The organism is Microcoleus sp. Pol11C2, from assembly GCF_036701505.1.
GTDB lineage: Bacteria > Cyanobacteriota > Cyanobacteriia > Cyanobacteriales > Microcoleaceae > Microcoleus.
Map to the genome: position 1 here is coordinate 73,669 of NZ_JAUBQX010000007.1, position 25,857 is coordinate 99,525.

At 45.8% G+C, this 25,857-nt stretch carries 26 protein-coding genes and 2 riboswitches; of the genes, 18 read left to right on the forward strand and 8 right to left on the reverse strand.

Annotated elements, in window-relative coordinates; translation table 11 throughout:
* Positions 1-257 precede the first annotated feature (257 nt).
* Together QUA42_RS06770 and QUA42_RS06775 are read right to left on the reverse strand one after the other, a co-directional pair.
* Positions 258-2,606, reverse strand: a complete 2,349-nt coding sequence (locus QUA42_RS06770) for a PhoX family phosphatase (protein WP_333136237.1) — start codon at positions 2,604-2,606, stop codon at positions 258-260.
* 188 nt (positions 2,607-2,794) lie between these two features.
* Entirely contained in the window at positions 2,795-3,262 is a 468-nt protein-coding gene (locus QUA42_RS06775; protein ID WP_333136239.1) for a hypothetical protein, read from the reverse strand.
* Positions 3,263-3,569: 307 nt separating this feature from the next.
* On the opposite strand from QUA42_RS06775, the gene folK reads away from it, so the two are divergent.
* The 4 genes from folK (at position 3,570) to QUA42_RS06795 (ending at position 7,154) form a co-directional block, all read left to right on the forward strand.
* Entirely contained in the window at positions 3,570-4,058 is a 489-nt protein-coding gene (gene folK, locus QUA42_RS06780; RefSeq protein WP_333136241.1) for a 2-amino-4-hydroxy-6-hydroxymethyldihydropteridine diphosphokinase, read from the forward strand.
* Positions 4,059-4,239: 181 nt separating this feature from the next.
* Positions 4,240-4,788 carry an NUDIX hydrolase gene (locus tag QUA42_RS06785; RefSeq protein ID WP_333136399.1) on the forward strand — a complete coding sequence of 183 codons (549 nt, stop codon included), beginning with the start codon at positions 4,240-4,242 and terminating at the stop codon, positions 4,786-4,788.
* A 149-nt stretch (positions 4,789-4,937) separates the two neighbouring features.
* Complete coding sequence (locus QUA42_RS06790) at positions 4,938-6,389, forward strand: FAD-binding domain-containing protein (protein ID WP_333136243.1); 1,452 nt, start codon at positions 4,938-4,940, stop codon at positions 6,387-6,389.
* Between the two features lie 114 nt (positions 6,390-6,503).
* Positions 6,504-7,154 (forward strand): Uma2 family endonuclease, encoded by a 651-nt coding sequence (locus tag QUA42_RS06795; RefSeq protein ID WP_333136245.1) that lies wholly within the window; start codon positions 6,504-6,506, stop codon positions 7,152-7,154.
* 99 nt (positions 7,155-7,253) lie between these two features.
* Here QUA42_RS06795 and QUA42_RS06800 read toward each other — a convergent pair whose 3' ends face one another.
* Positions 7,254-7,703: a hypothetical protein gene (locus QUA42_RS06800; RefSeq protein WP_333136247.1), complete on the reverse strand. Its 450-nt coding sequence runs from the start codon at positions 7,701-7,703 to the stop codon at positions 7,254-7,256.
* A 97-nt stretch (positions 7,704-7,800) separates the two neighbouring features.
* Between QUA42_RS06800 and QUA42_RS06805 the strand changes: the two genes are divergently transcribed.
* The 3 genes from QUA42_RS06805 to QUA42_RS06815 are packed head-to-tail and all read left to right on the forward strand — an operon-like array spanning position 7,801 to position 10,665.
* Positions 7,801-8,127 carry a hypothetical protein gene (locus QUA42_RS06805; RefSeq protein ID WP_333136249.1) on the forward strand — a complete coding sequence of 109 codons (327 nt, stop codon included), beginning with the start codon at positions 7,801-7,803 and terminating at the stop codon, positions 8,125-8,127.
* Between the two features lie 15 nt (positions 8,128-8,142).
* Positions 8,143-10,275, forward strand: a complete 2,133-nt coding sequence (locus QUA42_RS06810) for a pentapeptide repeat-containing protein (RefSeq protein WP_333136251.1) — start codon at positions 8,143-8,145, stop codon at positions 10,273-10,275.
* A gap of 57 nt (positions 10,276-10,332) precedes the next feature.
* Positions 10,333-10,665 (forward strand): DUF2834 domain-containing protein, encoded by a 333-nt coding sequence (locus QUA42_RS06815; RefSeq protein ID WP_333136253.1) that lies wholly within the window; start codon positions 10,333-10,335, stop codon positions 10,663-10,665.
* A 432-nt stretch (positions 10,666-11,097) separates the two neighbouring features.
* On the opposite strand, the gene QUA42_RS06820 is transcribed toward QUA42_RS06815, so the two are convergent.
* Together QUA42_RS06820 and QUA42_RS06825 are read right to left on the reverse strand one after the other, a co-directional pair.
* Positions 11,098-12,678: an FAD-dependent oxidoreductase gene (locus QUA42_RS06820; protein WP_333136255.1), complete on the reverse strand. Its 1,581-nt coding sequence runs from the start codon at positions 12,676-12,678 to the stop codon at positions 11,098-11,100.
* A gap of 245 nt (positions 12,679-12,923) precedes the next feature.
* Positions 12,924-13,643: a Uma2 family endonuclease gene (locus tag QUA42_RS06825; protein ID WP_333136257.1), complete on the reverse strand. Its 720-nt coding sequence runs from the start codon at positions 13,641-13,643 to the stop codon at positions 12,924-12,926.
* Between the two features lie 174 nt (positions 13,644-13,817).
* Positions 13,818-13,964: riboswitch (cobalamin riboswitch) on the forward strand.
* A gap of 61 nt (positions 13,965-14,025) precedes the next feature.
* On the opposite strand from QUA42_RS06825, the gene QUA42_RS06830 reads away from it, so the two are divergent.
* From QUA42_RS06830 to QUA42_RS06870, 9 genes are all read left to right on the forward strand, one after another.
* Complete coding sequence (locus tag QUA42_RS06830) at positions 14,026-14,745, forward strand: energy-coupling factor ABC transporter permease (RefSeq protein WP_333136401.1); 720 nt, start codon at positions 14,026-14,028, stop codon at positions 14,743-14,745.
* A gap of 3 nt (positions 14,746-14,748) precedes the next feature.
* Entirely contained in the window at positions 14,749-15,081 is a 333-nt protein-coding gene (locus QUA42_RS06835) for an energy-coupling factor ABC transporter substrate-binding protein (RefSeq protein WP_333136259.1), read from the forward strand.
* Positions 15,078-15,878, forward strand: coding sequence for a cobalt ECF transporter T component CbiQ (gene cbiQ / locus QUA42_RS06840; RefSeq protein ID WP_333136262.1), 801 nt, complete (start codon positions 15,078-15,080; stop codon positions 15,876-15,878). The genes QUA42_RS06835 and cbiQ overlap by 4 nt, the downstream gene beginning before the upstream one ends.
* Before the next feature lie 385 nt (positions 15,879-16,263).
* The gene (locus tag QUA42_RS06845) at positions 16,264-17,307 is read left to right on the forward strand and encodes a DUF2207 domain-containing protein (RefSeq protein WP_333136264.1); all 1,044 of its coding nucleotides are present in this window, start codon (positions 16,264-16,266) and stop codon (positions 17,305-17,307) included.
* A gap of 296 nt (positions 17,308-17,603) precedes the next feature.
* On the forward strand, positions 17,604-19,016 hold the full coding sequence (locus tag QUA42_RS06850) for an ABC transporter substrate-binding protein (RefSeq protein WP_333136266.1): 1,413 nt from the start codon (positions 17,604-17,606) through the stop codon (positions 19,014-19,016).
* A 220-nt stretch (positions 19,017-19,236) separates the two neighbouring features.
* Positions 19,237-19,416, forward strand: a complete 180-nt coding sequence (locus tag QUA42_RS06855; RefSeq protein ID WP_333136268.1) for a hypothetical protein — start codon at positions 19,237-19,239, stop codon at positions 19,414-19,416.
* 6 nt (positions 19,417-19,422) lie between these two features.
* Positions 19,423-19,567: riboswitch (cobalamin riboswitch) on the forward strand.
* Positions 19,568-19,723: 156 nt separating this feature from the next.
* Complete coding sequence (locus QUA42_RS06860; RefSeq protein WP_333136270.1) at positions 19,724-20,164, forward strand: hypothetical protein; 441 nt, start codon at positions 19,724-19,726, stop codon at positions 20,162-20,164.
* 19 nt (positions 20,165-20,183) lie between these two features.
* Positions 20,184-21,050 (forward strand): methyltransferase domain-containing protein, encoded by an 867-nt coding sequence (locus tag QUA42_RS06865; RefSeq protein ID WP_333136272.1) that lies wholly within the window; start codon positions 20,184-20,186, stop codon positions 21,048-21,050.
* Positions 21,051-21,287: 237 nt separating this feature from the next.
* Positions 21,288-22,136 (forward strand): ABC transporter ATP-binding protein, encoded by an 849-nt coding sequence (locus tag QUA42_RS06870; protein ID WP_333136274.1) that lies wholly within the window; start codon positions 21,288-21,290, stop codon positions 22,134-22,136.
* A gap of 156 nt (positions 22,137-22,292) precedes the next feature.
* Here QUA42_RS06870 and QUA42_RS06875 read toward each other — a convergent pair whose 3' ends face one another.
* A complete protein-coding gene (locus QUA42_RS06875) occupies positions 22,293-22,994 on the reverse strand; it encodes a diacylglycerol/polyprenol kinase family protein (protein ID WP_333136276.1) in 702 nt (233 codons plus the stop codon).
* A gap of 204 nt (positions 22,995-23,198) precedes the next feature.
* On the opposite strand from QUA42_RS06875, the gene QUA42_RS06880 reads away from it, so the two are divergent.
* Together QUA42_RS06880 and QUA42_RS06885 are read left to right on the forward strand one after the other, a co-directional pair.
* Positions 23,199-23,480, forward strand: a complete 282-nt coding sequence (locus QUA42_RS06880; protein WP_333084020.1) for an antibiotic biosynthesis monooxygenase — start codon at positions 23,199-23,201, stop codon at positions 23,478-23,480.
* Between the two features lie 53 nt (positions 23,481-23,533).
* A complete protein-coding gene (locus QUA42_RS06885; protein WP_333136278.1) occupies positions 23,534-24,031 on the forward strand; it encodes a DinB family protein in 498 nt (165 codons plus the stop codon).
* 239 nt (positions 24,032-24,270) lie between these two features.
* Here the strand turns inward: QUA42_RS06885 and QUA42_RS06890 are convergent, their stop codons facing one another.
* The gene (locus QUA42_RS06890; protein WP_333136280.1) at positions 24,271-25,236 is read right to left on the reverse strand and encodes a glycosyltransferase; all 966 of its coding nucleotides are present in this window, start codon (positions 25,234-25,236) and stop codon (positions 24,271-24,273) included.
* Positions 25,237-25,324: 88 nt separating this feature from the next.
* Positions 25,325-25,795 carry a tetratricopeptide repeat protein gene (locus tag QUA42_RS06895; protein WP_333136282.1) on the reverse strand — a complete coding sequence of 157 codons (471 nt, stop codon included), beginning with the start codon at positions 25,793-25,795 and terminating at the stop codon, positions 25,325-25,327.
* Positions 25,796-25,857: the final 62 nt, after the last annotated feature.

The following is a 25,857-nucleotide window of genomic DNA, read 5'->3' on the forward strand; positions in this document are numbered from 1 at the left end:
GTGATTCTGGCGATCGAGCCGCATCCATTAATTTCCAAAAATCATCATATTCTATTTTACCTATTGCCTATCGCTCCACAGTAATAAGTAAGGTTCGTACTGCGAACTTGAGTCCGCAGCCGGAGAGAGGACTCAAGTCCTCACTACCAAAGGTTTTTATTATAGTAATAGATCGCAAATGATATAAATAGGATGAAAAGTAGGGACACGGCAATCGTGTCCCTACTGATATTGCGTACAATAAGAAGCCCATCGCTCTAGACAAACTGACCTGTTGGAGTCGATCGCACGCGACGAATTCCAATCACCGACGGCATCGGCGAACGACGCCGATCGTTCTCAATATTACTCGGCCACAAACTGCCGCGAGCAACACTACGAGTCTGATTGAAAACAGCACCGTTCAAATCCAACATTTCAATTTGCCGACTCAGTACAGTGCCATCATCGATCGGGCAATCTTCCCCAGGATGCTGCACCGAAAGCAACAGCGTATCTCCCACAAAAGTCGGCCCTGTCATTTCGCACCGATTTGGCCCGTAAGCAAACGGAATTACTGTTCCTGCATTCGGCCCAGAACTAGGAATATAAAAGAGCCAATTGTTGCCGAAAACTCCAGTAAAATCTGACACATTTCCCGTCTTTTTATGGTCGATCGTCGTTGGCTTTCCACTCGCACCCACATCAAAACCGTTGTGCGTGCTCGTAGACATATCAGTGACGCCCCAAACATTGCCTTGAGTGTCAAAAGCCAAATTGTCTACACTAGCAAATCCCGCCCCAGCTACCGCACCGGCTTCTCCACCTTGAGCCAAACGCTGCCAGCGGAACGTCAAACCTGCACCGTCGGGACTGTCTTCAATTATCTTATACAGTCCTCCCGACTGCTGGGTGCTGTTGACTGCGCTACCGTATTTAGCAACAGTAAAAATGCGAGAATCTGGATAGCCGTCGCTTCCGGGTGCGGCGTCAGTATAAGCAATAAAAACTTCCTTAGTAGTAGGATTAACTTCCAAATCTTCCGGTCGCGCCGTCGGAGTGCCACCAATCAAATTAGCAGCTAAGAAAGCATCAACTAAAACCGCACCTTGGCTGCTATAGAAGTTAGCCAGAGTTTTATTTTGGTAGCCCGGAAGTGCTGTTGCTTCATTGGTTGTATCTACTACAAAAGAACCGCCCTCTTCGGTTTGAGCAGCAATTCCGGCGCGTTTGGGCAAGCGAGTATTTGCATCTCTTTGAGCTTTGCCAAAACTTGCTAATTCTGCCTCGCCAATTTTAGAAGGACGCACCGGATTTGTCGGGGTATTTAATGTCAGTGGCAGCCATCTTCCAGTACCGTTGCGGTTATATTGGGCAACGTACAAAACCCCATCTTCAAACAATCGGCTGTTGTTTTTATCTGCAGGATTGGTAACAGTACCGTTGCTGACAAATTTCCAGGTGTGTCCGCCGCGCCGATCGTCCCCCATGTACCCTATTAACTTGCGGCCTGCTTCAGCGCGAATCGCGACGTTTTCGTGGCGGAAACGGCCCAACCATGTGTGCTTCCGGGGGCGGAAACTTGGATCTTGGGGATCGACTTCTACCATCCAGCCGTATTTTTCGCCGACTAAGCCGAATTCTTCACCGATAGTGCCCTTGGCGTAGCTGGTTTGGCCACCGTTGGGTTTGATGTTTTCCTGAACCCCGACGAAGAATAGTTCGCTACCTTGGAAGTTTTCTTCGGCGGAGAGGATGGTTCCCCAAGGGGTTGTGGCGCCGGAACAGTTGTAAGCTGTACCGATGATGCGGTTGCCGAGTCCGTCGGTGTTGACTTGCGCGAAGACTTGGGTAGCTGCAGGGCCCGTGCCCGTGAGGTACTCGTTATCCCCTTGTCTGGTTCCCCAGGAGGTGACATCTTTGTATTTGTCGGTACGCTGGCTGTTGATTCCGAGGCCCGAAAGTCCGTGAATACGGCGGTTGAGGGGGTCGCCGGCGATCGCCTGAAATCTACCATTAGACTGTTTGGTAATGCGAACGATCGAACCACCGAGATTGTACAGAAATTCGCCGAGGGTCGCCTGATTCTTTACCGATAAGTCTATACCGAGTACGGCGCGATCGGTGGTTGGAAATGGTGCCAGATCAGACGGCGCTTCCGGCGTCACTTTCGACATCGGAAAGCCTACATACTCGTGGTTAACCCAGAGATAACCGTCGTCATTGCTGCCGCGAAGGCCTACGAAGCCGGTGTAGTCGTTGTTGTAGCCGAAATAGTCTGCCGGATTGGGAAAAACTCGATCGCCCCAGCGGAGAATCACATACCGTTCGTATTCCGGCGGCACAACCACATCGTCAACAATGCTGTAACTCGTTAATTTAGTATCCTGTGAGGCAGCCATCACGGTTCCCTGTCCGTTTAAGCCCGTCGGCATAAAGCTGGGCAGTTCTCGATAAATCGGCAGCGGGTGGGGAAGTCTTAACGCAGTGAAAGATAGCGGAACTACAGCTTCGGCCGAGGTGGAATTGATGCCGAATAGTGTTTTAGTTAGTTGAGGGGCAAGCACAGTGGTAGCCGCACTGCTGCCGAAGAAAATTAGCAGTTGTCGGCGAGTTATTTTAGACATAAATTCCTTTTCAAACCAACATCCCTAATCTGATGATTCCGTATGAAACTCTATCACTTTTAAATTAAGGGGAGTTAACCTGAAGGTTAATTAAAGTTGAATTATATTTGGGTTAATAATTGGTTATTGGTTGTTTGTTATTTGTTGTTTGCTACCAATGCCCAATGCCCGATGCCCGATGCCCGATTTCAATCATCTCGAAAACCCGGATCATTTTCTCTGGATGTCGCTCGACTAGGCGGAGGTACATTAATCACTTGCGAAGACCCAGAATTTGCGGACGAAATATTGCGGTCTCTGAATCCCAGCAGCAATTGAGCATCGGCAAAATATCTAGTCCACTGTTCGATTCTCGCATCTTTTTGCCAGTCGTGGCGGGATACTCTCGATCGCAAAACTGGAACCCTTTGTCGGCTGCGGTCGGCTGTAATGATGATTGTAACTTCTGTTAATGCCGGATTTTCTTGAAACTCGCGGGCGATCGACTCTTTCGCTAAATCTTCAGCCTGCTGCACTAAACTCGCAAAAGATTGACTGCCGTCCGAATCTAGGGTAATGTAGCGCTCTTTGGTTTCAGCCAAAGCTATCGATATACTTGCTGTTAAACTAATAATTGCTAGAATGATAGCCGACAATAAGCGTAGGTACAAATTCATTATTTTTGAAACTAAATACTAACACTTGTCAATGATAGTTAATAAAATTTAACAGTATGTTAATGTTTGATTAAAATAATGTTTTGTGTCACCATATTTCCATAAAAAAGTGTCCTGTAGGATCAATTTACCACCAAAAATTAGGCTTTGAGGGGCGGGTTTTACTCGAAATATTTGTCGGTAGTAAAGGAGATCGATCAACCCGCCCCCGCGTTACTCTTCTTCCCTCTTCCTTCTTCCTGACATCCGTTACATCCGTTACATCCGTTACATCCGTTACACAATCCGTTGCCGAACCTTCTTCTTTATGAAACTAACAAAATGTGCGATCGCCCTCGGTAGCAACTTAGGCGATTCCCTCGCCACACTCTCTAGCGCGATCGTAACCCTCAACAATACCCCAGGAATAGCCGTAAAATCTCATTCAAGCTGGTATCAAACCGCCCCCGTAGGGCCGCCGCAACCCGATTACATCAACGCCTGCGCCATCCTAGAAGTTGCACTAGAACCAGAACAATTGCTAGCAAAATTATTAGAAATTGAGAGAAAATTTAATCGAATTCGCAGAGAAAAATGGGGGCCAAGAACCCTCGACCTAGATTTGCTACTGTACGACAATTTAATCCTAGAAACTCCGACACTGACTCTACCTCATCCCCGGATGACCGAAAGAGCTTTTGTATTAGTACCTTTGGCAGAAATTGCCCCAGATTGGGTGCATCCGGTGACGAAAAGTGCGATCGTCCAACTGCTGCAAACCGCAGACTGTTCCGGAGTGCAAAAATTGCAACTGTAAAAATTGAGTACAATTCACGGATCGTAGCAGTTTCACAAAAAATGCAACCGTAGGTAAGCTCCAAACTGTGATAGTTATCAGTCATTCCCAACCTAAAATCTAAAATCTAAAATCTAAAATCCTATGAGATCGCCTATGATGTCTTAAATCGGTGCACTCAAACATTATTCGCTTGTCGCTTATGTCGATCGGTCAAGAACTACCCCAACTCCTCAAACAACGCCTATTTTACCAAGGGCGCAAATTCAACTTTGACGTAGCCACCCTCCGTCTTCCCAACGGTTCCGAAGGCGAGTGGGAATGTATTCGCCACCCGGGCGGAGCACTTGCAGTTCCCGTCACACCCGAAGGTAAACTTGTCTTGGTACGCCAATATCGCTTTGCCACAAAAGGGCGAATTTTAGAATTTCCCGCCGGGACAGTCGAAATCAATGAAAGCCCCGCCGAAACTATCAAACGCGAAATTGAAGAAGAAACCGGATATCGCGCCGGAAAATGGCAGAACTTAGGGCAATTTTTTCTCGCCCCCGGTTATTCCGACGAAATCATTTATGCTTTTTTAGCCCAAGATTTGGAAAAACTGGAAAAGCCACCCGCACAAGACGATGATGAAGACATTGAAACAGTTTTATTCACCCCTGAAGAATTAGAAAAAGCTATTTTAGCTGGGGAACCAATTGACGCGAAATCAATTTCTAGCTTTTTCTTAGCCCGTCCATTTTTGACTTAAATAGGACTGACGAAAAAAACCCGGTTTCTTATAAAAATCGTGCATCAAACCGATAAATCTTAACTTAGAAACCGGGTTTTTGACCCCGCGTGTGTCCAGGACTGTAAAATCTAAAATCTAAAAATCTAAAATCTAAAATCTAAAATCGAATGTCCGATCTAATTTTATTTTGGCACCGCCGCGACTTGCGTATTTCTGACAACATCGGACTGGCAGCAGCGCGCCAGCAAAGCCCGAAAGTAGTCGGAATTTTTTGTCTCGATCGCAATATCCTAAATCGGGATGACGTAGCGCCAGCTAGAGTCACCTACATGATCGGCTGCTTGCAAAAACTCTCCGCGCGTTACAGGGAAGCCGGCAGCCAATTGCTGATAATACAAGATGACCCGATTCTAGGAATACCCAGATTAGCAACAGCTATAAATGCTCAAGCAGTATTTTGGAACTGGGATGTAGAACCCTACGCAAAACAGCGCGATCAGTCCGTATCAAACGCCCTCCAAGAAGCAGGAATTCAAGTTCAAAATTTCTGGGATCAAGTCCTGCACGCCCCAGATCAAATTCGCAGTGGTACAGGGACTCCCTACACAGTTTATACACCATTTTGGAAAAAATGGAATAGTAAACCCAAAGCCCAACCCGTAGAGACACTGCCGATAACTTATCTGGAATCAATGACCGGATTAACTGCTGAAGAACAAGCAATCGCCAACCAAGCAGGTGCAATGGAAACAGTGCCAACTGCCTCTAGTTTGGGATTTATTTGGGAAAATCCATTAGTCATAGAACCCGGAGAAGACGCAGCCCAACAAAAATTAGAAGAATTTTGCGATCGGGCAATTTACGAATATCAAGAACAGCGCAATTTCCCCGCAATTAACGGCACATCCCAACTCAGTGCAGCCCTCAAATTTGGCGCAATTGGCATCCGCACTGTTTGGCAAGCTACCCAGATAGTAATGGACACTTGCCGCAGCGAAGAAGCGTGTACAAGCATCCAAACTTGGCAACAGGAAATAGCGTGGCGGGAATTTTACCAACACGCCATGTATAACTTTCCAGAATTAGCAGACGGCCCCTACCGTCAAGCATTCAAAGACTTTCCTTGGGAGAACGATGAAAAACTCTTTCAAGCTTGGTGTAAAGGCAAAACTGGCTATCCTATTATCGATGCGGCAATGCGGCAGTTAAATCAGACAGGTTGGATGCACAATCGCTGCCGCATGATAGTCGCCAGTTTCCTCACCAAAGATTTAATTATTAACTGGCAGTGGGGCGAAAAATACTTCATGCAAAAATTGATAGATGGCGACCTTTCTGCTAACAACGGCGGCTGGCAGTGGAGTGCATCGAGCGGCATGGACCCGAAACCTTTGCGAATATTCAATCCGGCGAGTCAAGCTCAGAAATTCGACCCGGAAGGCGAATATATTCGGCACTGGGTTCCCGAATTGCGCCGCGTTGATACGAAACTTTTGCTAACAGGAAATCTTTCACCTTTAGAACGTAGACTTCTTCATTATCCCTCTCCTGTCGTAGATCACAACCACCAGCAGCGCAAGTTTAAGGAACTTTACAACCAGCAAAAAAACGCAGATTAGACTTCTAGATTTTTGGCTACAGTTACCAGTAAATTAAGTTGACGCGGCGCCGTGTCCTACTCTAATTAAAAGATTGTATCAGGTATAATAAACTTAAATAAATCGGAGGTTGAAATGGTAACGCTGCAATTAAGACAAATCAGTGTACCCCCAGGACATAGAGTGCTGTTCCATGATGTCAACTGGCAGGAATTTGAAGCAATTTTAGAAGAGTTGGGAGAACACCGTGCCTCTAGAAGAGCTTACAGTCAAGGAACTTTGGAGATGAGGCTGCCACTACCCGAACACGAGAAAGCTAAAATCATTATTGGCTATTTAGTAAAAATTTTATTTGAGGAACTAGAAATCGAATTTGAACCATTTGGTTCGACTACTTTCAAGCGAAAAGGTATGTTACTAGGAATTGAACCTGATGAATGTTTTTACATTCAGAATTACGCTTTAATGATTGGCAAAAAGCGGATTGACTTAACTGTCGATCCGCCGCCTGACTTAGCAATTGAAGTCGATTTAACTTCCCAAACTCAACTGGACGCTTACGAAGCTCTGGGAGTCCCTGAAATATGGCGCTATGAAAATAAGAAGCTTCTGATTAATGTGCTTCAAGATGGGAAATATGTTGAATCGGAAATTAGTCCTATTTTTCCCAATTTGCCAATTATTGAAGCTATTTCTCAATATTGCGAACAAAGCCAAACAGTCGGCACGAGTCAAACTCTCAGATTGTTTCGCCAGTGGGTTAAAAACCAAATACAAAATGGATAGGAAATCCCTAGTTAACGCACTTGCTGTCACAACTCCGGCTTATTTACGATCGCCAAAAAGCCATTTTCTGGCAGCCAGCCTCCTAATTCCGTTGTATTGTTAATTTCGCTTTTGGGAAATAGAGAGAGAGTAAGGGTGTTGACCTTGAGATCGATCGCCCACAAAAATAACATAAGTCCCCTTGTCCCCATAACCGGAAAATTCTACATTCCCCGCAGCAGCATTCGCCGGCAGCACGCAGAAACGCCCCCTCGGCCCCTGAATCATCAAACTCGGAGCTCCAGCGGTTTGTACTGCAATCCGCCAGTAAGGCAAATCCTGCGTTACTTCGATGACGTGGTTCGGTCCTTGGGAGACAAAACCGCAGTCGCCGCTATTGTTCGGGCCGCCGGAAACTCCCGAAACTCCCAGCGGTTCGGGAAATCCTGGAGCAATTTGTAGCGGTTGGCTCCGAAGGGCACCGGCATCCGCTAAAATCATTGCCAAGGCTACGGTCACGATCGCGCTAAACCACAGTTTGCCGCCATCGCCCGGATAATTGCTCTTCATGTTTCCTCACACAATGACATTTGGTTCTAGTTCTTTGACGGTAGGGGATAACGGCTGTTCCAAACACATTAATCTAAAATAACTTCGGAATTTTTTTATGAATCCTCAAAATAACTTCAATTGGCAGCAAGCGTTCGGAGAACTAAAAGCTAAAGTAGAACGATCGCCGCTCATCACACAAAATTCAGACAGCTATCAAGCCGTCGGAACCTTCTACAATCAATTATTGGACAAGTTTCAAAGACTCCCCAAACCCGGGCAGGTGGCAGCCTTTGGCGTCGGAGCGATAATTGTCCTGACAGTCTTCAATAGCGTCGTACAGCTAATTTCATCGCTGATGACTCTTGCCGTTCTGGGAGTGCTAATCTACATAGCGTATAAATTGGCAATTTCCCCCCAGTCCTCAAATACTAACGACAAATAATAGGAATTTCTAAATATGGCTAACCCCACCGCGCCCAGCGGCATCAATCAACCCGATCCGTCTTGGCAAACACAATCCAAGCAAATGCCACTGCTGGTTCGCAGGTGCGGCGCTTGGGCAGTGGAAATTTCGTTAATTGCCGCCAGCGCCCTCGTTCCCTTCAGTATCGGGGCATTGGTCAACAAGGAATCTCAAACCGTGCCGCTCAATTCCTCCATAGCAGCAGCATCGGAAACCGTCGCCCGTACTTTGGGCATACCCGTGCGCGATCGCAGCCCCAGAGTCGCACCCCTAACTAATCTATTCTGGTCAGGGGCGCTGCTGGCACCGGCAGTTTTAGCGGGGTGGCAACTGTTTTTGCTTGCCAGAACCGGTCAAACTCTCCCCAAACGCTGGTTTGGCGTCAAAGTTGTCACAGCGTCGGGTATTCCTCCGGGTTTTGGACCAGTGCTAATTCGCGAAAGTTTGGGGCGCTGGGGAGTGCCTCTGGGCGTCGCTTACGGCATTTGGCGCTTGAGCGGTGCGTTTCCAGATTTGCTGATTTTAGGGGGACTCAGCGGCTTGGCAGTGCTCGCAGACGGCGCTTTTGCATTGCGCTACAAACGCCAATCCGGACACGATCGCCTCGCCAATACTTTGGTCGTCAATGCTCGATCGAATCAACTGTCTGCCGATCCTGTCCCGACTCAAGATTGGACTGAGGAAGACGCGCAGATTGCGGCTTTGGTAGTGACTCCACAAAGCGGCCTGAAAGCAAATGCCAGTTTGTGGAATTGGATGCGCCAACACCCAGGCACAACTTTAGTGATAGTTACCGTCGGCAGCGCGGGATTGATTTTAACTTTGTTTGTCGGCACTCTCATCTACACTCAAAGTCAAGCAAATATGCGGGATTCCCGGCAGCGGAACGACGAATTATTTGTAGCTTTAGTTAGCAAATTGTCTCCCACATCGGCTAGCGGGGCATCGGGCAGGCGATCGGCCATTTTGGCTTTGGGGGCGGTGGAAGACTCCCGCGCCGTACCCCTGCTAGCGGATTTGCTAGCTCAAGAAGACAACCGCGCCATGTTGGACGCGATCCAGCAAGCTTTAGTCAGTAGCGGGCCGAAAGCTTTGCCTGAGTTGCAGCGGTTGAATCAAGCCCTCAGCAACGACCTCGATTCCCTGCGCTTTGGCGGCAAGGCCCCGGAACGCGAGTTAGCAGCCGCCCGCCAGCGAACAGTACAAAGGGCGATCGGCAAAATTCTCACAGTGTATAGCAGCCAGCTCAACGGCGCGGATCTCAGTCGCACGGATTTAGCTCAAAGTCCTGCCGGCCCGTCTCAGTTTACTTTAGTTTTAAACAAAGTTGACTTGTCGGGAATTAAGTTGAGAAATGCCAATTTAACCAATGCCAGCTTGCAGGGAGCTCGCTTTTACGGCACCGGCGAAGACAGGCGTCCAGGTACATTTGACGATTGGATTTCTGACTTGAGCGGCGCTAATTTGGAAGGAGTAAATTTGGTCGGGGCGTCTTTGAACAGTGCTGTAATGAACCGGACTACTTTTGTGCGCGCTGTGATGAACAAAGCTAATTTGTCCAGCGGCAATTTGAATTCAGCTAATTTCAGCAGTGCTATTTTAATAGGAGCAAATTTACAGGAAGCGCAGTTAAAAAATGCCAGTTTTACCGGGGCAGATATAGGAAGCGCGAATTTGTCGGGAGCAGATTTGTCTGGTTCGCGTTTGGCCAAAGTGAAGGCTCAAGGCGCTCAGTTGTCCTTGACAAATTTGTCTAAATCGGAATGGCAAGGTGCTGATTTGTCCGGTGCTGATTTGGGCGGCGCCAACTTACAAAATGCCGATTTGACTTCGACTAAACTCGCCAACGTGAATTTAAAAGATGCTCGGTTGCAAGATGCGAATTTTCGGAATGCGGAGGTAAGTTCGGTTGATTTTAGGGGTGCGAATTTAGCGGGAGCGAATTTTAAAGGCGCTGTGTTTCTGGGGAAAGCAGCTTCGGATCAATTTATTCAAAATCCGACTGGTAGTAAATCCGGTCGATTCCTAGGAGTTGATTTTGCGGAGGCTAAGAATTTAGATAAAAGTCAAATTGCTTACATTTGTTTGCAGGGGGGGATTCATCCGAAGTGCCCGCAGAAGAAGTAAGGATTGGTTGTTAGCGAGTAGGGTAATACACTCGCTCAAAGAACAGGTAGGGTAATTATGAGCGTTAAGCGAATCATTTATCTCATCCTAGCAATTCTGGGACTTGTGCTGCCTTGGTACTATAACTTGCAGTTTTTTAGCAATGCTGGCTTGCTCGACTTTGTAAACGAGAGTTCGGCTAATCTTGCTGCGAAATCGGTAAGTTTAGATTTGTTTATCGCAACTGTAGCAGGAAGCACTTGGATGTACGCTGAGTCAAAACGATTGGATATAAGTTTTGTAGGGCTGTACATACTTCTGGGTGTGCTTGTTTCGTTTTCATGTGCTTTCCCGCTTTTCTTGTTTGTGCGGGAAACCAAGATGGAAAAATCTAGTGAAGTCTCAAGTTGAGAAGTTGTTTCACCGGTTAGTGCCAGCCAGCACAATAATTCGGTGCAGGCGATCGAGGTATTATATAATTTCCGGTAAAATCACCGTTATAGGTTTGTAGTGACGACGGAAGTGCTCAGAATTTTATGAGGATTAAAGTCCTCACTACAAACCAACGTGATTGTTGTCGTTCCAGCGAACCTAATATTAATACCAATTTCACTCATTTCTTGCTAAAAACTTTTTGGTTTAGTTTCGTTCCCCCTGCAAAACATACTACTGAATTGTTTATTGAAATTGCTATTAAATCGTTTCCGGTTGCATCGGTATTTGTTCAAATGTCCAAACAGTCCGTTGTCCCGAAAGCATAATTTTAGTCAAAAGCCAACAGCAAACAGTCAACACTCAACAGCCAACAGTCAATAATCATGAGGAGTGCAAGCGGAATGGATATTACGCAATAGCATCCGAACTGGCAAGAGACTCGAATTGCGCCAATAGCATTGCATCACCACTATTGGGAGTTCCAAAAATTTTAGGTAACTGACCTGTTTCAGCGAGAACTTGTCTCACTTCTCGGTTAGATACATCGGCTAGATTTTTGTTATTTAGAATAGCATTAACCGCAGCGATACCCACACCTTGACCAACTGCAGCGTTGAATTCCACAATTCTGCCGACAGAACAAGCAAACCCTTCAAATCCAGAACACGGACTGACCACTGCCAGGTTAGGAACATTTTTAATTAATGCGTGGCGGATGCCAATATTAAAGATAGGGTGTTTAAAACTCAGACTTTTAAACCATCCTAGACCATTTGCTTTATCGCGAATACCTCGGATGCCTCCCCGTACATCAAAATGATAGCTAAATGTTGCCAGGGCTTCATTAGCAGGTACGCCACCTAACAGCATTTGTGCGCCAGTTAAAGGTTCTACAACTCCCGTCACATTGCCAGCGTGTCTGATATAAAGTTCTGAGGCAGAAGTAACAGAAGTAGCCCCCAAACTCTTCAGCCAAGTTGTAATAAATAACATCTCTCTTTGCATATTAGCCGTGGGTTTGCTCCCGCTTCTGGCTAAGGCTTCCGCTTCGCTGGCGGTGACGGCAAATAAAAGTGCATTCCACGAAAGTCTGTCATTTGGAAGTATGGCTATATTTCCCTCATCTAAAATTGTGCCGCTTTCAGAAAAAGATAGTTTTATTCCTCTAAAGGAGTGGTAAGCTACAGACAGAGCCGGCGAGCGAACATCGATGTAATCGTTACCCGCCCACAGAGTTTTGAGATGGCCTTTAGTGTCCTTCATTTCCCGCCGGAGTTCTTCTGCTAGTTGGGCATCTTTGTCGGCAGCGTGCAGCACAAATTTTTGACTCTCTGAATCGGCCAGGTTGGTGAAGCGTTTTAGATAAATATAATCGAATTCTTTCAGGGCTCTTGCACTGAGTCCTTGGGTTTCAAAAACGAGGGTGACTGGAAGTTCTGAGTTAGGCAGACCCAATGTTTCAAATCCCTTCAGCTTTCTCACACCTGCAGCTTGAGCTAATTCGGCATTGACAGTGGCATCAATAAATTGCTTGCCGGCATAAACTACGCCTTGAGAGGTGGTTATACTGGCAATTTTTTGACCTTCTTTACGAACTGATTTAATTTCTACTTTGCTGAGGAGATCTGCCCCAGCTTGTACTAGCATTTCTTTCAGCGCTGCACTGGCTTTGCGGGGGTCAAGTGCAATTGCCTTAACGCCCGATTTTTGTAAAAATTCTTTATAGATTGTCGCCGGTGAACCAAAGGTATCTAACTTTAAAGATTGTTGAAGTTCTTCACTAATCTGACTTCTATCTAAATAAGCAAGACCGCCTCTTACCAAATGTCCGCCAATTCCTTCTTGCAAGCTTGCTTTCGACATCAGTAGAATTCGCGGATAACGCTTTGTGCGGCGAAGATATTCTCTGGAGGCAGAGACAACAGCTAGAACTCCTGGAACTTCATCACCAAAACAGATGACATCGTAAGAACGCAGATCCATGACCATTATTTAATAACCTTTCCTGATTTTCATGTTTTGGAGCTAAATCTCAATGTTTGCCGTCAAACTCTCTGTTTTTCCCAAATCTAGCCCCATTTTTCCTGATTTTTGCGATAAATAATATTCACACATTCCTGGATGCAGAAACCGGGTTTTTTCCTGAAAATCTTTCGTTGAGGACGATCGATCTCGGTTGCAAAACCCGGTTTCTGACCCTCCAGAGTCCGTCAGTCTGGTACTCTTGATTGTCATCAGCTCAAATTATCAGAATCTATCCCCAACTCCCGCAATCGCTGAGCTAGTCGATCGGAACGTTCAGCCAGTCGATCGGCGCGCTGCGATTCCTGTTGGGCGCGCTGCGTGGATTCTTTCACCTGTTCTTCAGGAGTCAGATAACGTTTTCCATCCGCATCATACCAATACAACCACTCCCTTGTCACCCCAGAATAACTTCCCCTTTCACAACCAATCCCCAAACCAATTTCTGGCATCCAAACTAGATTTCCTGGCTGTAATTCATACTTTCCATTGACTAACTTGTGTACTTCTAAACGAGGTTTACGACGGCGGCGGGAAGAATAAATGACGTAATAAAGCACGCCTAAAGCTTGATATTCCTCCAACTTTGTGGTGTATTCTTTGCGATAAGTTGGGGAAACTACTTCCAGCACAAAAGTCGGCAGAACATTTTCATCCCACAGCACGTAACTGGGACGCAATTCTTCATCATAAAACCTTTCTACACCTAAACTCAAGAAAGCATCGGGCACAATGGCAGGTTTATCCGGGTGATAATAGATACCCATATCTCGGCCAAAAAACCAGTCCATGCGTTCTGACCAAAGTATGAGCAATATTGCTTTTAACAACCCTGGTATTAGCTCTTGCAGTTCGTTATCCACAGGCGTTTCATCCGAGTCTGGTAGTTCATCGGCGGAGGGCAAGTTCCTCGGCAAGTTGTACTGTAACATTGCGGCTTTCCTCAAAACTCACTAATATTATACCGTTGATTTGTTGAGCGATAGTATTTATTGAACGAACTGCGAAGAAGCGAAGGAAGAGAAGAGAAGATGATAGCTAATTTTGACTTAGTTAATCTAAAGTAATTTTTGTAAAAGATTTGCTGAGACTTACACGATCGAGTAAACTATGTCTAACCAGTCGGTTCTAATGGGGAGCAGCCGTTAGAGGAAACGGGGAAAGTTCGGTGCAAGTCCGGCGCTGTCCCGCAACTGTAATGAGAGTCATGTCGCTTTCTGAGTCAGGATGCCCGCCGATGTGTTAGTTTACATAGTCTCATCTGCGAGGTTCAGCGTGAAGACCAGAAATCGGAAATTGGTCAGCTTGGGATTGATGGCTGGCTTGAGTTGTTATATTGTCCTGGGTTCGGCAACGCCCGCCGCAGCTATGCACATTTCGGAAGGTTTTTTGCCGGTGCAATGGGCTGCATTTTGGTGGATGGTGGCGTTGCCTTTTTTTGCCTTTGGGTTGCGATCGATTACTCGCATTACAAAAGAACACCCGGAACTTAAACTATTGCTTGCTTTGGCGGGTGCGTTTACTTTTGTGCTTTCTGCTTTAAAAATTCCCTCGGTAACGGGCAGTTGTTCTCACCCGACGGGTACCGGTTTGGGTGCAATTTTGTTCGGCCCTTCGGTGATGGCTGTACTGGGGGCTTTAGTTCTGCTTTTCCAAACGTTACTGTTAGCCCATGGTGGCTTGACAACGCTGGGAGCGAATATGTTTTCGATGGCGATTGTCGGCCCTTTCGCTGCGTATTTTATCTATCAATTGCTGTTGCGAACTGGCAGCCAGCGCGCAGCAATTTTTTGTGCGGCGGCTTTGGCAGATTTACTGACTTATGTGACGACTTCGATTCAATTAGCGTTAGCTTTTCCGGCAGCAAATGGCGGTTTTATAGCTTCGTTTCTCAAGTTTGCTGGCATCTTTGCTATCACTCAAGTACCCCTGGCTATCAGTGAGGGATTGCTGACTCTATTGGTCTGGAATTGGCTGCATTCTTACGGGAAGCCGGAGTTGGAAACTTTGAAATTATTGAGACAGGAGTCATAAGCCGTGAATCGAAAACCTACAAAAAATTACCAATCTACTTCGCGGCAAAATTGGCTTTTGGCTGGCGCTGTGATTGTTCTGGCAGCGTTTCCTCTCGTCTTTGTGCGGGGTGAATATGGCGGTTCCGATGACCAAGCTAAGAAAGCAATTACCGAAATTCAACCGGGTTATAAACCTTGGTTCAATCACTTGTTTGAGCCGGCTAGCGGAGAAATTTCAAGTCTATTGTTTGCGTCTCAAGCGGCGATCGGGGCTGGCGTAGTTGGATACGTCATTGGGTTGTATAAAGGCCGATCGCAATCTCGGCAGCAGTCTGATAATAAATCGTCGGAATGAACCATCAGATTGATAGTCTGGCTTATACAAATCGCTTGCGGGGGTTGCCGCCATCTCACAAGTTATCCTTTGCGATCGCCCTTTTAATTCTGTCTCTAGTTTCTGGGGCGATCGTCGAATTGTCGATCGCCCTTTGGTTGGCCGTCTGGATCGTCGTCTATGCGGGTATTCCGGGGAAACTGTATTTGCGGTTGCTGTCGCTACCGTTGATGTTTTTGCTGACAAGTGTGCCTGCTTTGGCGCTGGGTGCGGTTGCGGGCGATCGTATCCCTACAATTCAGTGGGATATTTGGCAAGGTTGGGGCATTAGCATCGGCACTTTTTATCTGTATGTGAGCCGCAGCGGGATATACCAAGTGAGCTTGCTATTTGCCCGCGCCTTCGCATCGACAAGCTGTATGTATTTCATTCTCTTGACGGTTCCATTTACCGAAATCTTGCAAATTCTCAGACAATTACGCTGTCCAGAGTTACTCACAGAACTGCTATTACTAATGTATCGGTTTATTTTTAGCTTATTGGCGATCGCCGATGAACTTTGGATTGCTCAAAACTCGCGCTGTGGCTACCGCACTTGGAAGCGGGGAATGCACAGTTTAAGCATTTTAATCGGGCAATTGCTTCAGCGAACTTTGGAAAACTACCGTCAAGTTTCGTTGAGTTTAGCGTCGCGCGGCTTTAATGGAGAACTGCGCGTTTGGAATTCTTACCCTTACAAACCTTCGCGAAGATATACATTTGAAGCCGTGTTTGGTTGCACGGTTTTAAGTTTGTTAAGTGTCGTATTTCAACGCTAAATTTATTAGGAATATTGATATAACCCACAGTTAGCACACGGCACTGCCGTATCCCTACAATTTATCAGGCGATGGTTACATCTTTCGCGGGGATGAGCGATGATTTTGAGGTAGGGGAACGGCACTGCCGTGTCCTCCGACAATTAATCGGGTGATGGTTAGATGCGAGGGGAGCGATCGATTATTTTGGGGTAGGGAAATGGCACTGCCGCGTCCTCCGTTACTATTTAAGGGTACGAGTTTCAACCCCTGCAGAACTAAAATAATGACTTTTATGAACTAAAATAATGACTTTTATGAACTAAAGTAATGACTTTTATGAATTGACCTTACCAGAAATCTATTGAATGATTGTAATAAATAGATTTCTTGTAGGAATTATATTATGAAAAAATGGCAGTTCAAAAAAATACTTTGTTTCTTAATGACCTCCTTGACCGTCTTTCTGGTCACAGTCACTCAGGCACGGGCCCAACAACTACCGTTTTACTGGGATAACATCAACGTCACAATCGACGTTCAGACCAACGGAGATATGTTAGTTACGGAAAATCAAAAATATGTGTTCACAGCCGACTACAACACTGAACGATATCGCTATATTCCTTTAGGTAAGGTAGATGAAATTAAAGATGTCACCGTTCAAGAAAATAATCAAATAATTCCGAGTAGCACGGGGATTGAAAACAATGAACTTTGGATTCGTTGGCAACATCAATTAAAAGCGCCAGAATCACATACTTTTGTCATCAAATACCGCGTGGTAGGTGGATTGCAGGTAGATGGTGAGAATACTCTAGTTTATTGGAAAGCCATTGCAGCGGGTCGCAAAGCTCCGATTAATACGGGAAAAGTTACGGTGCAATTACCAGAAGCTTTGTCAGGGCAAGTTCTCTCGTTTACTAATTTTGGTACCGCCGCAGTTCCGCGTCAAGTAGATCCTAAAACATTTGAGTTTGTAGCAAGTCAGCCTATTCAACCCCAACAAGAATTAGAAGTGCAAATTGCATTTCCCCAGCAAATTCTGAATATACCTCAACCTGGTTGGCAACAAACTGGAAACCAATCTCAATCTTTTGCTGGAGAAGAAGGCTTTTTCATAGACACTGGAGCCATTTTTTTTCTAATGTTGTTCGGACTTTTTCCAGCTTTAGGAATTATTACATTCATTGCAAATCGACGCTGCCCTGAGTGTACAAAGTTCAATCTCAAACGAACTTATAAAGTTTTGATTCCTGCAACTACTAGCCGTTCAGGAAAGCAGCAAGTTACCCATCACTGCGGAAGCTGCTCTTACCATCGCGAGTACGAAGAAGTAATTCCAATCATTAGCAATGACAGTGCCGGTGGTGGCGGTGGCGGCGGTGGTGGCGGTGGTGGCGGTGGCGGCGGTGGCGGCGGTGGCGGTGGCGGCGGTGGCGGTGGTTAATATCAACGGGACTTACGCATCACAACCTTCATAACCGGGTTTTTACTGAATGTGCGGGTTGTAACGCGTCTTCTGGGCAAAAAACCCGGTTTCTGAGCACCCGCGCCTCCAAGACTATTGTTGATAATTCTCGTATTCTCGTTAGTTTAGCGGGCCGAATTTGAATAAGGGCGATCGCACTTCCTGCAACAGCTATTACAAATATGACTTTTATGAACTTAATTAATGAATTATATGAATTGACGTGGACAGTAGTTGAATGAATAATTACAGTATCAAAATACCGAAAAAAAATCATGTATCAAAATACTAACAAAAGAAACAGCCCGCCACCCATTTTTTTTATTATTGCCCTCGGCTTAATTGGGTTGGGCGCATACAAGTTCCTTCCCGGTTTATTGAAAGCCAAAACTTCAAACACACCTACATCTACATCTACATCGACAACGATCGCACCCGGAACGATCGCCAATCGCATCAGTTTTGGAAATCAAATATTGGTAGCCTCCCAAACAACAGCAGCCAAACAAGCAGGAGTTAAAGCTTTTGCTGAGGGAAAATACCAAGCTGCCACCGAATCTTTTGAGAAATCGCTGCAACAAAATCGCAACGACCCGGAAAGCATTATTTATTTGAATAATGCCCGAGCCAGCAATGGTTCTTACTTGAAAATTGCGGTCAGCGTCCCCATTGGTAGCAACCCCAATGTCGCCCAAGAAATCCTTCGAGGTGTCGCCCAAGCTCAGGATGAAATCAATACTAGCGGTGGCATCAATGGCGCAAAACTGCAAGTAGAAATTGTCAACGATGACAACAGTCCAGAAGTGGTCAGAGAAGTTGCAAAGACATTGGCACAAGATCAGAATATACTAGCAGTAATTGGACACAACGCTAGCAATGCGTCTCTTGAAGCTGCTCCCATATATCAGCAAGAAAAACTGGTAATGCTGACACCGACGAGCTTTGCCAATAATCTATCAGGATTTGGCAGCTACATCTTTCGGACAGTACCCAATATTAGCGTCATGGCGGCTCCCTTAGCAGAATATGTAGTTAAAACAGAACGCCAAACTAATATTGCAGTTTGTTATGACTCCCAAGCACCGGATAATATATCATTTAAAGATGAATTTGTTGCCTCTCTTACTGCGGCTGGTGGCAAATTAGTTCCCACTGTTTGCGACTTTTCTTTACCCTCTTTTAATGCCGAAAATGCCCTTGCCGATGCTGTCAGCAAAGGTGCACAAGGATTGATGGTAGCACCCCACATCGATCGCATTGACCGTGCGATTTCTCTGGCTCGCAGCAATCGAGGCAAATTGCCACTCTACGGCAGCACTACGCTCTACACCTTTCAAACTTTAAAAGATGGGCAAAAAGACGTTGACGGGCTTGTTTTGCCAGTTCCCTGGCATCCTGAAACTAATCCCGGTAGCCGTTTCCCAGAAAATGCCACCCGCCGCTGGGGAGGAATTGTGAATTGGCGAACCGCCACGAGTTTTGATGCGACTCAAGCTGTGATCGCTGGCTTGCGGCAAAGCAATACGCGGGAAGGATTGCAACAAGCACTCAGAAATGCGAGTTTTTCGGCTGCAGGATCGAGCGAGGATGTGAAGTTTTTGCCCACGGGCGATCGCGCTGGTAAGCCGATTTTAGTGCAAGTTAAACAAGGAGGAAGCACTGGCTATAACTTTGTCCCGCTGCGGTAACTTTGTTAAGTGCGATCGGGCAGGATGCCCACTTCACAATCAAATTAACTCTTTGTGGAACAGGCATCTTGCCTGTTTTTTAGCATGAATATTTTTTTTTATGTTTAATTAACATGATTTTTAAGAGAAAATGAAAGGAGGAAATTAAAGGAGGGCGTTGTATACGATCGCGCCAGGTAAAACTACAACCTACACGGCTGAAAAATATCTATAAGCTGAAGTGAATTCTCAGGATATCCATGAATTTATCCAGGGAAAAATTGTTCGGATGAGTGGCGACACACCCCATCACAATATAGACTTGAAAAGGAAGTCTTGGGCCGGCAGGAGGCCTAACCCCTACTCCCCACAAGAATTGTTGCAGATGTCCGATCGCTTTTTTGTCAAATATCCCCAATAGTGGTAATATCCCCGTATATCGATCGGCTCTGATGGAGAACAGCCATCAGACGCAAGGGGGAAAGTTCGGTGCGAATCCGGCGCTGTCCCGCAACTGTAATGAGATCGTTGGATCTCTGAGTCAGGATGCCCGCCGATTTGTTTACCTGTTGTTTTTCATCTGCGAGGTATGGATGATGGTGAGTTTATTATTTTTTTAATTATTGGATTGGGGTTTTTTAACCGCAGATATCAGCAGATAAACACAGATGAACGCTGATGTAATTCGCTCTGGGTTCTGAAGCGTATATTATTTTAATGGAAAAGAAATGCGAATCGAAGATAGTGTTTGGCAGGGTAGTTTTGGCTACTGGCAAAACTTGTTTATTCACCAAAATATTTTGCCGATCGGACATACTGCTTGGAATGGCTTTTTGCATCGAGGACGGGGCTTGGTTGCTTGCAAAATCAATACTCCCATTAGCGGCTATGTGAATTGGAGCGTAGATACTATCAAGTACGATCTGCAATTTATTTCCGACTTGGAGGCAAGCGTTTATTTGCCACAACTAGAAATAGAGGAAAACACTGTTTCAAATTTGCTCCAAATCATTGATAGCTACGAACCCAAGGAAGCAATTATATTTTTGTCGATCGCCAACGGTCAGATTGATATCAATTTGTTGCAAAACTTGGCAATTTCTCCTGTTGAGTGCTATGAACAAGTATGCAAGCGCTGGGAAGAATTTCAACTCTGCCCGAAATCCTAAAACTTACTAAATTTTCCGAATGTCGCAGCCAAAATCCATCGAAATTTCCAAGGTAACTCGCTACCAAAATGCAGCGCTTAATTACTATTTGGGCCTGACAGATTCGCCCTACCTTCACTACGGCTATTGGGAAACCCTACCTGTGCCCGCTGACGAACTAACGATCGCACGATTGCGCCTGGCTCAGCAAGCTTATACTGTAAAACTGTTGGATGCGATCCCCAAAGGCACTCATACGATACTCGATGTGGGCTGCGGGATTGGCGGAAATGCGGCTTATTTGCTCGATCGAGGTTTTGCAGTGGAAGGGCTGGCACCCGATCCGTTCCAACAACAGCGCTTTCTTAAGTGTACGGGCGATCGGGCAATCTTCCACCTCACGAGGTTTGAAGACTTCAAAGCAACCCATTTCTACGATCTTATTCTCTTTAGCGAAAGTAGCCAGTATATGTCGGCTGTTGATATTGCTAACGGTGCCGCTAAAATCCTCAATCAGGGCGGTTACGTTTTGCTGGCCGATATGCTGCGATCTGATGCTAATTATAAAGAGGGAATGTTCTCTAATTGTCATGTTGTTACGGAACTTCATGCAGCATTAAAGCAGGCTGGATTCACTTTAGTAAAAAGTGAGGATATTTCCGCCCATATTTTGCCGACTATCGATTTGTATGTCGATACTTTCCGCCGATATGGACTAAATACAATGATCTATGTTGCCGATTTGATTGCGATCACAGTTCCCCCCGTCCACAAATTCCTGCGCTGGATATTTCGCCGCTGGTTCAAGAAGTTGGTGGTTGAAGGATTGGAAGCGGGCCAACTTTTTGAGCAACATCTCTGTTATGAAATGCAACTTTGGCAGTTGTCAAAATCAGATCGAGGCTGACAAAAATATAGCAATCCTAAATCATTTGTGAATTTCTTACTCCCTCCCCTTGATAAGGGGAGGGTTGGGGTGGGGTAAAAAGTTTACGACTCCTGCAAGGATTGCTATACAATGGAAATCGGTAATCGGTAATTGGTAATCATTAATCGGGAATCGGTAATTGGAGGCATAGCCTCCGAGTATTTCTTCCCAGGTCGAGCCTGGGAACAAGGCTATAAAAAATAAAAAATAACGAATATGTCTGAATGGATTCTCGAATTCGCTGGCACTTCCTACTCCTATCCCTGCGGTTCGCGAGTGGCAATTCAGGGTTTAAATCTAAAAGTCCCCGCGGGGAAACGGTGCGGGCTGATCGGTCAAAATGGCTGTGGCAAAACTACCTTTTTTCTGTTAGCAAATGGCTTATATCAACCGCAACAGGGAATCATTAGCTGGCAAGGCCAACCATTCCGCTACGATCGCAAATCTTTGATGCAACTGCGCCAACAAATCGGACTCGTCTTTCAAAATCCCGAACATCAATTAGTAGCTTCGACGGTAGAAGAAGATATTTCTTATGGATTGTACAATTTAGGCTTAAGAGAATCCGAAATTGCTCAACAGGTACAGCAGGCGATCGAGCAATTCGATCTAAGCGAACTCGCCCGCGAACCAATTCACAATCTCAGTTTGGGCCAGAAAAAGCGGGTTTCCATCGCCGATATCATGGTTCTCAAGCCCAAACTGCTGCTGTTAGATGAACCTACCGCTTATCTCGACCCGCGTCACACCCGACAACTGATCGGTTTACTTCAACAAATTCACAGCGCCGGAACCACCATCCTTCTAGCAAGTCACGACCTCGATTTCATCTACCGCTGGGCTGATTGGGTGTTTGTAATGGATCGGGGAAAACTGATTTTAGAAGGAACACCGGAAACCGTTTTTGCTCAGCGGGATGTCTTGGAACAATTACAGCTTGGCGTACCGCTGGCGATCGAGCTTATGGAGCAAATAAGGGCGATGTTTCCAACAGACGATCGCTCAAAAATCCCCGCTTTCGAGCAATGGCAACAACAAATTTTACAAGCACGTCGGCTGCTTTAACGAGACTTAGACAATTGATAATTGGCGTTGCTGATTCACGGGATGAATCACCTGTGATCGGAAGTTACAAAACTCACCCGACTTCGTTTATAGCAATTGGGAAATCTTGAATTCATACCTGTATCCAGCAACGCCCCCCGTGGGAGGAAGTTCAGATTACACATTACCAATTATCAAAAATTGATTTAGGAAAAAGGCGATCGCCCCACTGCCAATGGGCACGGTCAGATTGTCAATTCCCAGCTTGGAAACCGACTCCAAAGTAGCAGCAGCCAAAGCTACAACAGCAGACACAGCCCAAGTTTGCCAAATATTGCCTTGAACCGCCAGCAAAATCAAACTGCTAACAGCACAACTCACCAAATACATAGTTGCAGAACCTTCCCAACTCTTCTGTATTCCCCAAACTCGATAAATATGTTTGCCGTATTTCTGGCCGATGACAGCAGCCAATCCGTCGCCCCAAGTCATCACTAAAATGCCCAAAGCAGCGTACTCCTGATGCTGTAGCGGCCAAAACCAAGCCACGAGAACGCTGATACTAACAGCATAGAAAAAAGTCCCCCAACTCTTGCGGTTGATACTGTTAAGACTGGGCAAAATCGGAACTTGGTAAGAAATTAGGGCGATCGCACCTGCTAAAATTCCCGCCGAAATCCCCACCCAACCGGGTATTTCCAGCCACCACGCCAGCAAAATCACATTTCCAGTACCCATGTGTACCACCTTCCGCGATACCTCAGCATCGACAGAAGTAAAGCGATTTAAGCCCTCAGCTACCAGTAAAATCAAACCCAACCAGACTCCCACGAGGGAAATTTGCAACCACACAGTCGGAATTTCAGAAAATATAGACACGATATTTAGGAAAAACTTATTTACATCAGGCACTCTTTACTACTTTAGTGGAAAGCCGATCGCTCTGTTCGGTGTTGGGAGAATTTTCAACCGTCGCTACGGTATAATTTACTCCTCTCCTGTGGTCTGCTTTGGAGACCAAGTGAGTTAGTCTAATCAAATTAGTCGTTTGAAGTTTTGAAACGCTCAGAGAATCTGATTACTATGCAGTATGTCTTAATTATTCATGAAGTAGAAAATTATGAAGCTTGGAAACAGGTATTCGATCGTGCTGAAAGCATCCGAAAAGAAGCTGGCGAGCGCTCCTATCAGGTCTTGAAGTATGACAACGATCCGAACAAAATTGTTCATTTCTCCGCGTGGACATCAATCGCAGATGCTAGGGCGTTTTTTGAGTCGCCTAGACTGGTTAAAATTAGAGAAGAAGCCGGAGTTAAAGCTCCTGAGTTTATTTATCTAGACCAATTAGAGTCAGGAGTATTGTGAAAGACCTATTTGTATAATGTAAGTTGTTCAAACTATGTGATTATGTTTTGAGTATGTACGACGGTAGCTACTACCAGCTAATGGCTGAGTACAATTGCTGGATGAACCAAAATCTATATTCGGTCTGCTCGGCAATTCCTGATGAACAGCGCAAACAGGATATGGGTGCCTTTTTTAAGTCGATTCATGGCACTTTGAATCACTTACTGTATGGTGACAAAGCATGGATGGGTCGTTTCACTCTTCACCCATTTTCGGGTACCGTTATCGGTCAAGAACTGTATGCTGACTTTGAGGTTTTGAGAGCAGAACGGGAGACAACGGATCGGCAAATTATAGAATGGTCTAGACACCTTAATTCTGACTGGTTGAGTCAACCGTTTGAGTACACAAGCAATGTAGATGGTAAATGCCGCGTGCTACCGACTTGGGTTCTGGTGACACATATGTTCAATCATCAAACTCACCATAGAGGGCAAATTACCACACTACTCAAACAACTTGGGTACGACCCAGGCGTTACAGATATTCCGTGGCTACCCGCTATATAAATCGGATAATTTCTGGTTGTAAATCGACACGCCAGAAGACTCGGCGGTTAAAACCTCGCCTACACTTACCTCTCGTCCGCCTGCGCTGACAGAAGAAAATCAAGAATTCAAACCTGTGTCGGTGGGTTTTGTCTGTATAAACGTGATTTTAACCCCCGACTTTTCAACCCTTGCCTTGTGAGTTTTGTGTGTATAGACGCGGTTTCAACCGCCGCGTATTCTCTAGAAATCCTCCGCCTTCACAACTCCCGTTTCATCAACTCTCGCACAAACTCAAACGCCCTTGGACGCAACTCCACTGGCAGCAACGACAATCCCAAACCCGCCCACATTTTCGCCGCAGAAACCGACTTTCCTGCCCGCACCATCAGGCGCCCTTTTGCAGTTTCACCCACCTCAAGCAGCCGCAAACCTAGCGCTAATTGAGTTTCGGCAATCCTTTGGAGCCTGACTGTTTCCAACTTCTCCGACTCAAACTCGTAGCCGATCAAATAGCGCAATTTATCGCTTAAATACGGAATTGCCCGATCGACTCCTTGCTGTCCTGCATGAACTCGATACTCCATCAACAGCTCCGGCAAGTAATAGCACTTTTTGCCAGCAATCGCAAGTCTTACAAACAAATCGTTATCTTCGCAATTTTGCAAATTCGGCCGCAGAAATCCTACTTCTTCCAGTGCGCGGCTGCGAAACAAAGTTGCCCCTATTTGCAAACTCTGTCTTAGAAAAACTGTGGAGAGTAAATCTTCAATAATTCCAGCCGACAACTCGGTGCGGCCCCACCGCTGCGAATTGAGTTTCGTCTGGTTTTCGTCAATATAATTGTTAATGTCAATCACCCAGTGATCTGTACTGACAAAATCGATACTGGGGTCTTTATCTAAAATAGCAGAGGTCCGCTCTAGAAATTGTGCGCTCAGGCGATCGTCATCGTCAAATTTGATAAAATATTCGCCCCTTGCTGCCGCAAAGCCCGATCGCATATTATTACTCTTGCCAATATTCTGCGGGTGGCGAAGGTAGCGAATCCCGCGATCGACAAATTCCGACATCAACAGTGGAGTGCTGTCAGTGGAACCGTCATCACAGATAATTAATTCAAAATCTGTATAAGTTTGATCTAACACGCTGGCGATCGCACAAGCCAGCAGATGCACTCGATTGCAAGTAGGAATGCAAACGCTAATTTTGGGTACTTTAGACAATTTTAGATTTGAGATTTGAGATTACGAAAAAATTCTGAAACCATTGATTTTCTTTCTTTTTCCTTCTTCCTTCACTCCACAGTTGATTTTAACTCAAACGAGCCGTACATTCGAGAATTAACTTTTGATTCACCAAAGCAAACGGTTGAATTTCCAAAGCGCGACGAAAAGCTTGAATAGCATTTATGTATTCTCCCAACGCAGCGTAGCACAAACCCAGACCGTGCAACGCCCCAAAATGCACCGGGTTCAGTTTGAGGACGATTTCGCAGTCGTCGATCGACTTTTTATAATTTCCTTGGGTATAGTGAAGTACGGCGCGTCGGTTCCAAGCTTCAGCAAAATCCGGCGCTTCCGCAATCAGTTTCGTCAGCAAATCCAAAGCGTGGCGAACATCGCCTGCATCCAGCGAAACTTGCGATCGCCTGAGAATTTGCATCCCATAGTCACCCTTCTGGTTAAACCAAGTGCGCCAGAGTTCTGTCGTTGCCCGATCGCGCACGCTTTCGTCGGATTTTTTCAAGTCTTCGAGCAGCGCCTTAACAGATAATTCGTCCATAGGTGCGAAGATTGTTAAAAAGATTTTATCAATCAATTTTATCGCGCAAGCGGCAACTTTAT